Source organism: Parazoarcus sp. PS-13 R2A (assembly GCF_057621855.1).
In genome coordinates this window covers 259,341-272,853 of the sequence record NZ_JBYEXN010000001.1, presented here as the reverse complement: position 1 = coordinate 272,853, position 13,513 = coordinate 259,341, and the positions used below count along the sequence as shown (strand labels likewise).

The window sequence follows — 13,513 nt, the reverse complement described above, 5'->3', positions numbered from 1 at the left end:
CACGGAAGGCGGGAGTTGTTACACACATTAGTGGCATTCAATGACACTCTTGTTACTGACTTGTTACATCCCTGCTCGCAACTTCCGCCTCCTTTCGCAATGCCATTAGCATGTTTCTGCACACCCAGGCCGAGATCCGGCGGAGGATGAAGCATCAGCGTCGGGGTTCTGCGCTACACTCGTTCACGCATATCACTAAGGGCGGAGTCACTCGGATGCACCGGCTTCACTGCTGCCTGCGGCAACTCGCACTGATGCTGACCATGCTTGTCACCCGAGAGGGCATGGCAGCTGAGGTGTTGCGGGTGCTCGCCTGGCCGGGCTATGCCGACCCCGACGTCGTGAAAGTCTTCGAGCAACGCACCGGCAGCCGGGTCGAGGTGACCGTCATCGACTCCGACGAATCCCTGTGGCGACGGGCAAACGGGAACGGCCCGACGTCTTTCGACGTCTTTGCAGTCAATACCGCCGAGTTGCAGCGCTATATCCGCCAGGGCCTCGTCCTGCCGATCGACACCGCCGCCATCTCCAATCGCTCACGCCAGCTGCCCCGCTTTCGCGATCTCGACAACATTCCGGGCATCGTCCATGACGGCAAGGCGTATGCCATTCCCTATACCTATGCCGAAATGGGGCTGATCTACGACCGCAAGCAGTTCGAAACGGCGCCGGACTCGATAAATGTCCTGTGGGACCCGCGCTACCGCGGGAGGATCCTCGTCTATGACGGGGGCGCTCACAACTTCGCCCTTGCCGCACAGTCATTGGGACTGCCGTCGCTCTTTCAGCTCCGCGACCAGGACTGGCCTGCTGCCGTCGAGCGCCTGATCGCGCTGCGCCGGAACACACTGAGTTTCTATACGCAGCCGCAAGAGTCGGCGGACATGTTCATCCGCCTGAAAGCAGCCCTGCTGTTTGCGAACTTCGGATCGCAACAGCTTCAGCTGTTGCGCGCGACAGATGCGGACGTCGGCTATGCAATCCCGCGTGAGGGTGCCCTCGCATGGCTCGACTGCTGGGCAGTTCACCGCGACAGCAGAAACAGGGCGCTCGCCGAAGCATGGATCAACTATCTGCTCGAGGATGGGCCGGGCGCCGTACTCAACAATCGTCAGGGGCTGGCAAGCACGACCAGGCCCGCCAGCAGTTCGGGCAATGAGGATAGGCTGATCTGGCTCGAGCCCGTCGAGAGCGCGGAGCAGCGCAATCTGCTGTGGGGGCGGATCATGTCGGGCGACCGGGCATCGAGGGTGCTGGCGCCATGAGGTTCGGCATCGCTGCGCGCCTCGCCCTGCTGCTGGCGCTGGTCGGCATGCTGGCGGCCGGGCTGACTGGCTTCTATGCATACACTGCCAGTCGGGACCTCCTGATCCAGTCGGCCAAGGACGAGCTTCTGACCTCGACGCAGGTACTCGCAAGCAGAATCGTCGTCGCCCGTCAGGAGGTCTCGCACAACCTTCAGATTCTGAGTGCGCATCCTTCGGCCCTTCGCGCGCTGGACCCCAGCGACACCGCGTCTGCCGATCAGATGGCAACCCTGTTCGAACTCCTGATGAAGGCCAATCCGGACTACTTCCAGATTCGCCTGATTTCTGATGCAGATTTCGGCATGGAACGCGTCCGCATCGACCGCAGTGGCGACAGCCTGCTGCGCATCAACGGTGACGACCTGCAGGAAAAAGGCCATTACGCATACGTCTTCGAAACGCTGAAATCACGCCCGGGCGAGACCTACCTCTCGCGCTTCGTCATCAATCACGAGCGTGGCTCACACGCAGGTCAGGAGGAGCCCACTGCCCAGCTTGCAATGCCGGTTGTGGATGCCAACGAGGCCGCACTCGGGGTGATCGTGATCAATGTCGATCTGAACGGCGTCTTTGCACAGCTTGCTGCCGGACTGCCCCCGGAGTTTCAGCTCTTTCTCGCCAACGGTCAGGGCGACTTCCTCATCCACCCCGACCACAGCCAGACCTTCGGCTTCGACAGGGGGAGGCGCATCCTCGTACAGGACACGTTTGCGCCCACAGCCGACCTCATTGCAGGCAAATCCGATCAAGTACTTGTCGAAGCCACCCAGGGCAGCTATGCCAACTACCCGATGGTTGCCGCCTTCATGCAACAGGGCATCTCCATCCGCTCGGACGAGCGCAATCTCATCCTGGGCCTGGCGCAGCCGCTGACCTCGGTCCTGCACAAGGCAGATGCGCTGGGCGTCGTCATCCTGCAGATCGTGCTGGGACTTTGCCTGGTCTGTGCGCTGCTTGCAGTCCTTGTGGCGCGTGCCGTCACCCGCCCGATCAATCTGATGAGCGCAGCGGTTCAAGGCTTTTCCGACGAGCGGCAGGCACACGGGCTCCCGCTGCAGCGGGAGGACGAAATCGGCGTGCTCGCCCGCAGTTTCCAGCAGCTGCGCGACCAGATCCGCCAGCAGCTGTCGGAGTTGAACCAGAGCAGACAGGATCTTGAGCATCTTGCGCAGCACGATCCGCTGACCGGTCTTCCCAACCGGGCGCTGTTCGCCGACCGCATGGCGCTTGCCCTTGCCGCCGTCCGTCGCGATCAGACCCGGCTGGCATTGATGTTCATCGATCTCGACGACTTCAAGCCGGTGAACGACGCATATGGACACGCCGTCGGCGATCAGTTGCTGAAAGAGATCGGCGCGCGCCTGCGCAAGGCCGTCCGCGAGTCCGACACCGCTGCCCGCATCGGTGGAGACGAATTCGTCGTCCTGTTGCGGAATGTTCAGAGCGCCGACGATGTCATGGCCGTCGGAGAGAAGATCCGCATCGCCGTCGGCGCGCCGTTCATCATCAACCACGCCTCGATCAGCATCTCTGCCAGCATCGGCATCGCGCTCTGCCCAGAGAGCGGACAGGACCTGATCGAACTGTCGAAAAATGCGGACGACGCCATGTACAGCGCAAAGAAGCAGGGGCGCAATACGGTGGTCATCCACACCGCAGCGGATCCGGCATGAGCGCCCCGGCGCGCCGCATTCCTCGATACCGGCAGCCGGGGATTACCCACACTGTCATAGTGTGATATTTTCCCGTTCCACGCCCTAGCACCTTCGCTATAGTGTGCCGCGTCTGCCGTCAGTTGGTCCGCCACTTTTCGAGCGCCCATTCCACAAGCGCCCCAAAGGCCCCCAATGATCCTAGAGCTCGTCAAAACGGCGGCCCTCCTGCTCTCACTCTGCCTGCTACAAGGCATCAACACCCGCCTGCTCAGGCACCATCCGCACGCTGCGCGCTGCGCGCTTCAGTGCAGGAATCATCTATGGCGGAGTCTGCGTGATCGGCATGATGACACCCATCTTTTTCAGCCCGGGGGTGATCGTCGACGGCCGCTCCGCAGTGCTCGCAATGGCGGGATTCTTCGGGGGTCCCCTGGTGGGCTCCGTAGCCGTGCTGATTGCCGCAGTCTATCGCACCCTTCTGGGCGGTACGGGTGCGCTGACCGGCGTCAGCATCATCTGCAGTTCAATGCTGCTCGGGCTGGCCTATCGTGCTGCGGTGAGCAAGGGATGGGCATCCCGCAGCCCTGCGCAGTTCCTGATCTTCGGCGTGATCGTGCACCTCGTCGCCCTGCTCCTGTTCACCGGACTGCCGAACGAGCAGAGAAGCGCCTTCTTCGAGGCGCTTGCGCTGCCCTACCTGCTGGTGCTGGCACCCGCCACGGCGTTGCTGGGGATGCTGCTTCAGGACCTGGAGAATCGCACCCAAACCGAACAGGCTCTTGCCGGAAGCGAGGCAAGGCTGCGCGCAGTCACGCACGCCATGCCGGACCTCGTGCTGGTACTGGATGAAGACGGTCGCTACGTCGAGGTCATCTCGCAGAATGAGAGTCTGCTCGCTGCCGAGACCAATGGGCTGATCGGGAAGTGCATGCATGACGTGCTGCCGGCGCAGGAAGCCGACCGCTTTCTCAAGCTCATCCTCTGCACCCTGGATGAGGACCGCCCGCAAAGTATCGAGTACGACCTGCAGACACTTGCCGGACCACGTACCTTCGAAGGGCGCTGTCAGCCTCTCGACACCCTGCTGGACAATCGACGCGCGGTTCTCTTCCTTGCCCGGGACATTTCGGAGCGTGTCGCCGCCGAGCAGGAGCGACGCATCGCGGCCATCGCCTTCGAGTCGCAACAGGGCATGATCATTACCGACGCCGATACGGTCATGCTGCGCGTCAACAATGCATTCACCGACATCACCGGTTACAGCGAAGCCGAAGTGATCGGCAAGAAAACCCGCATGCTGGGCTCCGGCCGTCACAGCCTGGCCTTCTACCAGGCCATGTGGGACGACCTGCTGGGCACGGGCACATGGCAGGGCGAGGTCTGGAACCGGCGCAAGAATGGCGAGACCTACCCGCAGACTCTGTCGATCAATGCCGTACGCAACGAACACGGCCGGGTAACGCACTACGTCGCCGCACTGACCGACATCTCTCTGCGCAAATCCACCGAGGAAGAGATCCGCACCCTTGCCTTCTTCGACCATCTCACGCAGTTGCCCAACCGCAGGCTGCTGATGGACAGACTCGGACAGGCCCTTGCCCTGAGCGCCCGCTCTTCGCGCTATGGCGCCCTGATGTTCATCGATCTCGATGACTTCCGGAACATCAACGACCTGCTCGGACACCACAACGGTGACGTTCTGCTGCAACAGGCCGCGAAACGGCTGTGCGCCGTGACCGGCGAAGCCAATACGGTGGCGCGGTTCGGGGGCGACGAGTTCGTCGTTCTGGTGGAGGAGATCGACGGCGATGAGGATGCGGCGTACCAGGCCGCGGAGAGCATCGGCATGCGTGCACTGGCCGCGCTCAAGACGCCCTATGCGCTCGAGGGACACACGCAGCAAGGCAGCGCGAGCGTTGGCATCACCTTGTTCCGGGATCATGAGCGTTCGATCGACGAACTGATGAAACAGGCCGACCTTTCCATGAACGAAGCAAAGCACCGCGGCAAGAACAGGCTCTGCTTCTACGATCCGGTAATGCAGGAGACCGTCACCGCCCGCCTGCGTCTCGAGGAGGAGATTCGGCTCGGCACTGCGGCGGGCGAGTTTGTGGTGCTGTACCAGCCGCAGTTCGGCGGGGACGGAGCAATGCTCGGCGTGGAGGCGCTGGTTCGCTGGCAGCACCCGCAGCGCGGCTTCATTTCACCTGACCAGTTCATCAACGTCGCCGAGCGCGCCGGCCTGATGCCGGCGCTCGGTCTCCATGTCCTGAAGAGCGCCTGCAATCAGTTGGCCAAATGGGCCCGCGACCCCGCCACCGCCGGCCTGAGCATTGCGGTGAACGTCAGCGCGCAGCAACTCTACAGCGACGCGTTTGTCGAACAGGTGCTCGACAGCCTGACCCGCAGCGGCGCACCGGCCGACCGCCTGACCCTGGAGCTGACGGAATCCCTGCTCCTCGATGACATGGAGGAAGCGATCGAACGCATGGGTCAGCTTCGGACCCGAGGCATCCGCTTCTCGATCGACGACTTCGGCACCGGGTATTCCTCGCTGTCCTATCTGCAGCGCCTGCCGCTCGACCAGCTGAAGATCGACCGCTCATTCGTGCATAACCTGCCCGGAAGCGCCAACGGCCTGGCGATCGTGAAGGCGGTCATCGCGCTCGCCCGTGCGCTGGACCTGAAGGTCATTGCCGAAGGCGTGGAGTGTGCGCCGCAAAGAGACATCCTGGACGCAAATGGCTGTCATCGCTTCCAGGGCTTTCTGTTCGCACGCCCGATGAAGGTCGAGGCGGTCGAAGCACTCCTGCATGATGCCCGGCGCACAGCCCGCGACACAGCCGAGGTCACCGGCACATAAAAAAGGGCGCCCCGAATACGGACGCCCTGATGCTTTCCCGAGCGGCGGGATTACTGCACGCGCACCTCGACGCGACGGGCCTCGTCTGCATCGCTACCACCCAGCGCAACCGCGGGGCGACGCATCAGCACGCGCTCGGCCGGCACACCAGCCGTCAGCAGCGCCTCGCGCACGCCGAGGGCACGATTCTTTGCCACTTCGGCGTTCACATCGGCAGAACCGGTTTCATCGTGAAAGCCCGACAGCAGCACCTGTGCATCGGCACGCGCCTCGAGTTCAGCCAGCACGGGGGCCAGGGCCTCCAAGGCATCGGCAGGCAGGTCGGTTGCGCCTGACTCGAAATAGACCTTGAGCATGGGCTCGCCGACTTCCTCGACCTCGGCATAGATCACTTCCATCCCGCCCTCAAGCGCCTCGACAGTCGTCGGCGCAGCCCCGCTGCGGCTCATCGAATGCACGCCAAGGCCGATCACAAAGGCGATCACCAGCGCGATGATGCCGAAAAGCACCCCCATGACAACGTTCAGCTCACCGTCTTCCTGATCAAACATGCTTTACTCCCGCTCAAGTCATTGTGTTGTTTGGCAATCCGCGCAAGTCTAACCGATACGGGTGACGTTGCGATTTGATTTGCGCACTGCAACAGTCGAAGAATGCACAGTCCGAAATAATGATTTGTGAGAATATTTACCCGACACACATGAGGCAGACAGCTTCATGCGGGTTTGCATTTCATTCACTACAAGGAGATTGGCATGGGTTTGTTCAGCTTTATCAAGGATGCAGGGGAAAAGCTCTTCGGTACCGGCGAGGCCAAGGCCGCCCAGGAAGCCGCAGCCGCAGCCCCCAGTCCTGAAGCCAACGCGCTTGCCAACACCAAGGCAGCCGAGGCCATCAGCCACTACATCGACACGCTCAAGCTGCTCACGCCCGAGATTGCCATCAGCTTCGATGGCGCGACCGCCACGGTGACAGTCAGCGGCACCACGCCGGACCAGGCAAGCAAGGAGCGCATCCTGCTGGCCGCAGGCAACGTTTCGGGCGTCGCCGAAGTCGAAGACAAGCTCACCGTGCTCAATCCCGAGCCCGAGGGCCGCTTCCATACGGTGGTGCGCGGTGACACCCTGTCCGGCATCGCCAAGACCTACTACGGCAATGCAAACAAGTACATGGTGATCTTCGAGGCCAACAAGCCGATGCTCGGCCACCCCGACAAGATCTACCCGGGTCAGATGCTGCGCATTCCGCCGCAGGCCTGAGCATTTCCACGGCCCGACGGCGCCACTCAGCAACCGTCGGGCCGCACACCGAAGCCCGCGCCCTCCCCTGCCGGGCTTGAATTGCTGCACCGCGGGCGCTACTGTCGACGACCGCCAATTTCTGCGCCCGCCTTCTGCGGAGCGAATACGACATGCCCCGCATTCAGATCGACCTCCCGGACACGCTGCCCTTTTCCTGCGAGATTCAGCTCTACCTGAGTCACATGAATTACGGCGGTCACCTCGACAACGCCCTGCTGCTCACCGTCGTCAGCGAAGCGAGGGTGCGTTACCTGAAGTCGATGGGCTACACCGAACTGAGCGTCGAAGGGCTGGGCATCATCGTTGCCGACGCGGCGCTGCAGTACAAATCCGAAGCATTCCATGGGGAAACGATGGTGGTGTCCATGGGCGCGGCCGATTTCAGCAAGTACGGCTGTGATCTGCAATGGCGCATGACCGACCTCGCCTCGGGGCGGGAGATTGCGCGTGGCAAGACCGGCATCGTGTTCTTCGACTACACAGCACGCAAGATTTCCCCCGTACCTGACGGCTTCCGCCGCCGCTTCCCGTCGGACCAGACCTGACATGATGAAGGCTGAAGCGCTCGTCGCCGTCATTGGTGGCGGGCCGGCCGGACTGATGGCGGCCGAGGTGCTCGCCTCGCACGGCATCGCCGTCACCGTCTTCGATGCGATGCCGTCGGTGGGACGCAAGTTTCTGCTGGCCGGACGCGGCGGCCTCAACCTCACACACAGCGAAGACAGCACCCACTTTCTGTCACGATACGGCGTGCGTTCGGCCGAACTGGCACCGATGATCGATGCCTTTGGCCCGAGCGCGCTTCGCGACTGGGCCGCCGCACTCGGCGTCGACACCTTCGTCGGCAGTTCGGGGCGGGTGTTTCCCACAGAAATGAAGGCAGCCCCCCTGCTACGGGCCTGGCTGGCGAGACTGCGCACGAACGGAGTGAAGTTTGCCGTACGGCATCGCTGGCTCGGCTGGGGGCCGTCCCCGGACGCTTCAGCGCAGGTTTTGCGCTTCGCCACACCGGACGGCGAGCGCAGCGTGTCAGCCAGCGCGGTCGTGCTCGCACTTGGGGGCGGAAGCTGGGCGAAGCTGGGCTCGGACGGCGCCTGGGTGGACACCCTGCGCACTCAAGGCATCGGCGTCGCCGACCTGCGCCCCGCCAACTGCGGATTCGATGTCTCCTGCTGCGACGGACACACCCCGGGCTGGAGCGCGCACTTCCTCGAACGCTTCGGCGGAGCGCCGGTGAAGTCGCTCGCGGCGCAGTGCACCGACCCGCAGGGGCGGACCCACACCCACAGTGGCGAGTGCATGATCAGTGCAAGCGGCATCGAAGGCGGGCTGATCTACGCCTTGTCGGCGCCACTGCGCGACACGCTTGCCGCACAGGGCGAGGCCACGCTGTACCTCGACCTCGCCCCCGGCCGCAGCCTGGCACGGCTGAGCGCCGATCTGTCCCGCCCGCGCGGCAGCCGCTCGCTGGCCAGCCATCTGCAAGGACAGGCGGGGATTAAGGGCGTCAAGGCCGGCCTGCTGCGCGAATGCCTGCCCGCCGCAGCCTTCGCCGACCCGGCCCGGCTTGCCGCCGGCATCAAGGCCCTGCCGCTGCGCCTCAGGGCAACCCGCCCCATCGATGAAGCCATCAGTACCGCGGGCGGCGTCCGCTTCGAGGACACGACCCCCGGTCTGATGCTGAAAGTCATGCCCGGCGTGTTCTGCGCCGGCGAAATGCTCGACTGGGAGGCGCCCACCGGTGGTTATCTGCTGACGGCCTGCTTCGCCAGCGGCCGGACTGCCGGCCAGGGCGTCGTCGACTGGCTCGTCGCCTGCAAGCAATGAGGAAGGACGTGCACTGCGGGCATCATGTGTTGCGCCACCACGCAGTGAACACCCCGGCCTTTGCAGGCGCCAGCCACACCATCCGCAATGTCAGGCGTGATTTCCACGAGTGGCACCTTGGCCGGCCACGCTATCTCCTGTGGGCGCTCGATGTGGATACGGCGCCGGTGCGCCGGCGTGTGCTCGCCGCTCAGCACCACCTGAGCGGGCTTCTCCTTGACGACTACGCCCGTCAGCCGCACATCACGCTGAGCCTGTGCGGTTTCCCCAGCAACGCCCCCCGCCACTCGGACGACTTTGGCGCCGAAGCCCTGCACAGGCAAATCGCAGGGTTGCAATGCTTACGTCCCCGCCCTTTCGAGATCCGGATCGGGCCATTGAGCAGTTTCACCTCCGCGCCCTACCTTGAAGTCGACGACGCAGGCGCACACATTGCCCGCCTGCGCACCGGCCTCGCAGGCGACGAGTTCGATCACCCTGCCGGCAGCTACACCCCGCACGTAACGGTGGGCCTTTACGCTGGCGCCTGGCCCACCACGGATGTTCATGAACGGCTCTGCCGCTTCGCCGCAGGCGCGCAGCTCGACCTGCGCATCGAGCGCATCAGCCTGTTCGCATACCGGTCGGCAGATATCGGTGGCGCACTGACGCGCGTCGCCGACTATGACTTCGAGCATGGCGCAATGCAGTGGCACGAGGCATCACCGTTTCAGGCCCAGGCAGCGCAGCAGGCCAGGCCTGCCTAGTCCAATGCGGGCTGGCGCACGAATGTGTTCAGACGCACATCCACCGTGACCGAGAGCGCCGTCAGTGCGGCAGCCTTTGCACGCCCTTCGGCGCTCGCGCGATACAGGTGCGGCGTCATCGCCAGCAGGTCGCCGATCTGTTCGCTACCCGAGAGATCCAGCCGGTAGCGGACGGTCTCGGCGGTCTGCCTGGCAAAGCCTTCAGGCGTCGGCATTTCGCCCGAGCGCTCGGGCTTGAGCGTCGGATAGATGATCTCGCGCAACTCCCGCAGATGGTCCGGCCCCGAATCGACCTGCAGCAGCACGCCCGACGGCTTGAGCACACGCGCGAACTCCGGGTAGACCGGAAAACCGAACATGCACAGCACCCGGTCCAGCGTGCCAGAGAACACCGGAAGGTTGGCATTGCTGCCCACCACCCAGTTGGGCCGCTTGTCCTGCTTTGCGGCCGACAGCACCGCCCACTTGGAGATATCCAGCCCGAGCAGTTCCAGCACCTGCCCTTCGCCACATGCAGCCGCCAACTGGCGCAGGTAGTAGCCTTCGCCACAGCCGGCATCGAGGCAGCTGAGCGCTGCATTGGCATCCACGCCCGCCAGCGCCATCCGCCCCACGGCAGCGGCGATGGGCTGATAAGGCCCTGCATTGAGAAAGCGTCGCCGCGCGGCCACCATCTCCTTGCTGTCGCCAGGGTCGCGCGAGCGCTTCTGCTGTACCGGCAACAAGTGCGTATAGCCCTGGCTGGCAACGTCGAACGTGTGCCCGGCAGCGCAACGCCAGGCGGAACCGTTGCAGTGCAGTCGGGCGCCGTCGAGCGGGCAGACCAAGGCCTGAAATGGGATGATCATGAGCAGAGGCGCGCTGCGCCCGAAACGTGAGACAGGGCGCAATTCTGCGGCAAACACCGCGCTCTGTCTTCATGACATGGTTCGTGACGCGGCGCACCGGGGTGCCACGAAACCTGCTCCGCGCCATCGACTCCGGCCCGCCGCGCCTGCCCCTGTCCCTTACCAGTTCGATTCGCGCTCCGCCGTCGCAGTGATGCGGTGGATCGCGAGGTCAGCCCCCATGTATTCGTCTTCCTGATCCAGGCGCAACCCGAGCGTGAGCTTGAGAACGCCGTACACCAGAACGCCCCCGCCGACGGCAACCGCAATGGCGAATACGGTCATCACCAACTGCGACATGAAAGACACGCCACCGAGGCCTCCGAGCGCCGTGCTGCCAAAAATGCCCGCGGCGAGCCCGCCCCAGGTGCCGCACAAACCATGAAGCGGCCACACACCGAGCACGTCGTCGATCTTCCAGCGGTTCTGGGTGAGCGTGAACATCACGACGAACAGGGCGCCGGCCACCCCACCGACCATCAGCGCACCAAGCGGGTGCATGAGATCGGAGCCTGCGCAGACCGCAACCAGACCTGCCAGCGGCCCGTTGTGTACGAAACCAGGGTCATTCCTGCCCAGCACCAGTGCAGCCAGCGTGCCGCCGACCATCGCCATCAGTGAATTGATCGCGACCAAGCCAGTGATCTTCTCCAGCGTTTGTGCAGACATCACGTTGAAGCCGAACCAGCCCACGATCAGAATCCAGGCACCCAGCGCCAGAAAAGGGATGGACGACGGCGGATGCGCAGAGATTGCGCCAGTACGCGAGTAGCGGCCATGACGCGCGCCCAGCAGCAGAACCGCCGGAAGCGCGATCCACCCACCCATCGCGTGCACTACGACCGAGCCGGCGAAGTCGTGAAACTCCGCACCGAACGTTGTGGAGAGCCAGGCCTGCACACCGTATGCCTGGTTCCACGCGACACCTTCGAAGAAGGGGTAGATGAAACCGACGATCAGGAAGGTGGCCACGAGCTGAGGATAGAACTTCGCGCGCTCCGCGATACCGCCCGAGATGATCGCGGGAATCGCTGCGGCAAAGGTCAGCAGAAAGAAGAAACGGGTAAGCTCGAATCCGCTTTTCTCCAGCAGGGTTTCGGCGCCGGTAAAGAAATGGACTCCGTATGCGATGCCATAGCCAATCAGGAAATAGGCCAGGGTCGATACGGCAAAGTCAGTCAGGATTTTTACCAGGGCATTGACCTGATTCTTCTTGCGCACCGTGCCCACCTCAAGAAAGGCAAACCCTGCGTGCATCGCCAACACCATGATGGCGCCCAGCAGGATGAACAGGACATCGCTGCTTGATTTGAAAGCTTCCATGATCCCTCCGAACGGAATTGCGGATCGAAAGCAAGCACCGTTCCAGTGCAGCACCTCCAGACACGGCGGTGCATGCGCCCCAAAACAGGAGCATCAACCGCACCGTTATAGTGCATTCAGCACCCGGATTGCCCGATTACGGTGCATCCGCAACAGCAAATCTCCCGCGGGGGTGCGCCACTGAGAGCCGATGCGTAAAATGCCGCTTTGCCCTGCGCCTCCAGCCATGACCGCCTCCCGCCGCCCCACCGAACTGCTTGCTCCCGCGGGCTCCCTCGACATGATGCGCACCGCCTTCGCCTATGGCGCCGATGCGGTGTATGCCGGCCAGCCGCGCTACTCGCTGCGGGTGCGCAACAACAGCTTCGACAAGCTCGACGCACTCGCGGCCGGCATTGATGAAGCGCACGCCGCGGGCAAGGGCTTCTACCTCGTCGCCAACATCTATCCGCACAACGCCAAGGTTCGCACCTTCGAACGCGACATCGCGCCCGTGATCGACATGAAGCCGGACGCACTGATCATGGCCGACCCCGGCCTGATGATGATGGTGCGCGAGCGCTGGCCGGACATGGCGATCCACCTTTCGGTACAGGCCAATACCACCAACTACGCGAGCGTGCGTTTCTGGCAGTCGATGGGGGTGAAGCGCATCATCCTGTCACGCGAGCTGTCGCTGGACGAAGTCGCCGAGATTCGCGATGCCTGTCCCGACATGGAACTTGAGGTCTTTGTGCACGGCGCGCTGTGCATCGCCTACTCCGGCCGCTGCCTGCTGTCAGGCTATTTCAATCATCGCGACCCCAACCAGGGCAGCTGCACCAACTCCTGCCGCTGGGACTACAAGGTGCACGCGGGCACCGAGACCGCAAGCGGCGACATTCAGACCTGTGGTGGTACACCTGCACTGGGCAATCCACGTGACTTCGGCACCGTGGGCACGGCGCTCGGCGGCGGACCGCGGCACGCCGAGGCAAACCGGACATGGCTGCTGGAAGAGGGCTCCCGCCCGGGCGAACTGATGCCGATCGAAGAAGACGAGCACGGCACCTACATCATGAACTCGCGCGACCTGCGCGCCATCGAGCATGTACAGCGACTGGTGGACATCGGCGTCGACTCGCTCAAGATCGAAGGCCGCACCAAGAGCCCCTACTACGTTGCGCGCACCAGCCAGGGCTATCGACGCGCGATTGACGACGCAATTGCCGGCCGGCCCTTCGATCTGAAATTGCTTGGAGAGCTCGAAGGTCTCGCCAACCGAGGCTACACGGATGGCTTCTATCAGCGCCACCACACACCCGAACATCAGAACTACCTGCGGGGTCATTCGGAGTCCGGCCGCAGCCTGCTGGTTGGCGAAGTGGTCGGTTTCGACGGCGCACGCGGGCTGGCCGAGATCGAGGTGAAGAACCGTTTCGGCGTCGGCGATACGCTGGAGTTCGTGCAACCCGACGGCAACTTCACCGCCACCTGCACGCACATGGAAGATGCCGATGGTGGTGCACTCGACATGGTGCCGGGCAGCGGACGCCGCATCCGGCTTGCGCTGCCAGCCGGCGCCAATCCGGCCCAGCCCTGCTTCGTCGCACGATTCGTCTGAT

At 63.6% G+C, this 13,513-nt stretch carries 11 protein-coding genes; 8 read left to right on the top strand and 3 right to left on the bottom strand.

The features are described from left to right. The first annotated feature begins 215 nt into the window (after positions 1 to 215). The 3 genes from AC22G6_RS01285 to AC22G6_RS01275 all read left to right on the top strand — a co-directional run bounded on the left by AC22G6_RS01285 (position 216) and on the right by AC22G6_RS01275 (position 5,825). A complete protein-coding gene (locus AC22G6_RS01285) occupies positions 216 to 1,265 on the top strand; it encodes an extracellular solute-binding protein (protein WP_487365286.1) in 1,050 nt (349 codons plus the stop codon). Then, positions 1,262 to 2,980, top strand: coding sequence for a diguanylate cyclase domain-containing protein (locus AC22G6_RS01280; protein ID WP_487365285.1), 1,719 nt, complete (start codon positions 1,262 to 1,264; stop codon positions 2,978 to 2,980). Before AC22G6_RS01285 ends, AC22G6_RS01280 begins: the two co-directional genes overlap by 4 nt. 325 nt (positions 2,981 to 3,305) lie before the next feature. Then, positions 3,306 to 5,825: an EAL domain-containing protein gene (locus tag AC22G6_RS01275; RefSeq protein WP_487365284.1), complete on the top strand. Its 2,520-nt coding sequence runs from the start codon at positions 3,306 to 3,308 to the stop codon at positions 5,823 to 5,825. Positions 5,826 to 5,875: 50 nt separating this feature from the next. On the opposite strand, the gene AC22G6_RS01270 is transcribed toward AC22G6_RS01275, so the two are convergent. After that, positions 5,876 to 6,376, bottom strand: coding sequence for an OmpA family protein (locus tag AC22G6_RS01270; RefSeq protein ID WP_487365283.1), 501 nt, complete (start codon positions 6,374 to 6,376; stop codon positions 5,876 to 5,878). Between the two features lie 204 nt (positions 6,377 to 6,580). Here AC22G6_RS01270 and lysM point away from each other — a divergent pair, with 204 nt between their 5' ends. The 4 genes from lysM (at position 6,581) to AC22G6_RS01250 (ending at position 9,699) form a co-directional block, all read left to right on the top strand. Then, the gene (lysM, locus tag AC22G6_RS01265; protein ID WP_487365282.1) at positions 6,581 to 7,084 is read left to right on the top strand and encodes a peptidoglycan-binding protein LysM; all 504 of its coding nucleotides are present in this window, start codon (positions 6,581 to 6,583) and stop codon (positions 7,082 to 7,084) included. A gap of 152 nt (positions 7,085 to 7,236) precedes the next feature. Beyond that, on the top strand, positions 7,237 to 7,671 hold the full coding sequence (locus AC22G6_RS01260) for an acyl-CoA thioesterase (RefSeq protein WP_487365281.1): 435 nt from the start codon (positions 7,237 to 7,239) through the stop codon (positions 7,669 to 7,671). A 1-nt stretch (position 7,672) separates the two neighbouring features. Then, on the top strand, positions 7,673 to 8,953 hold the full coding sequence (locus AC22G6_RS01255; protein WP_487365280.1) for a TIGR03862 family flavoprotein: 1,281 nt from the start codon (positions 7,673 to 7,675) through the stop codon (positions 8,951 to 8,953). 8 nt (positions 8,954 to 8,961) lie between these two features. Further along, positions 8,962 to 9,699 carry a 2'-5' RNA ligase family protein gene (locus tag AC22G6_RS01250; protein WP_487365279.1) on the top strand — a complete coding sequence of 246 codons (738 nt, stop codon included), beginning with the start codon at positions 8,962 to 8,964 and terminating at the stop codon, positions 9,697 to 9,699. Here AC22G6_RS01250 and AC22G6_RS01245 read toward each other — a convergent pair. Together AC22G6_RS01245 and AC22G6_RS01240 are read right to left on the bottom strand one after the other, a co-directional pair. Continuing rightward, a complete protein-coding gene (locus AC22G6_RS01245; RefSeq protein WP_487365278.1) occupies positions 9,696 to 10,547 on the bottom strand; it encodes a putative RNA methyltransferase in 852 nt (283 codons plus the stop codon). The genes AC22G6_RS01250 and AC22G6_RS01245 overlap by 4 nt on opposite strands. 159 nt (positions 10,548 to 10,706) lie before the next feature. Continuing rightward, the gene (locus AC22G6_RS01240) at positions 10,707 to 11,909 is read right to left on the bottom strand and encodes an ammonium transporter (RefSeq protein WP_487365277.1); all 1,203 of its coding nucleotides are present in this window, start codon (positions 11,907 to 11,909) and stop codon (positions 10,707 to 10,709) included. Positions 11,910 to 12,135: 226 nt separating this feature from the next. On the opposite strand from AC22G6_RS01240, the gene trhP reads away from it, so the two are divergent. After that, positions 12,136 to 13,512, top strand: coding sequence for a prephenate-dependent tRNA uridine(34) hydroxylase TrhP (gene trhP, locus AC22G6_RS01235; protein WP_487365276.1), 1,377 nt, complete (start codon positions 12,136 to 12,138; stop codon positions 13,510 to 13,512). Position 13,513: the final 1 nt, after the last annotated feature.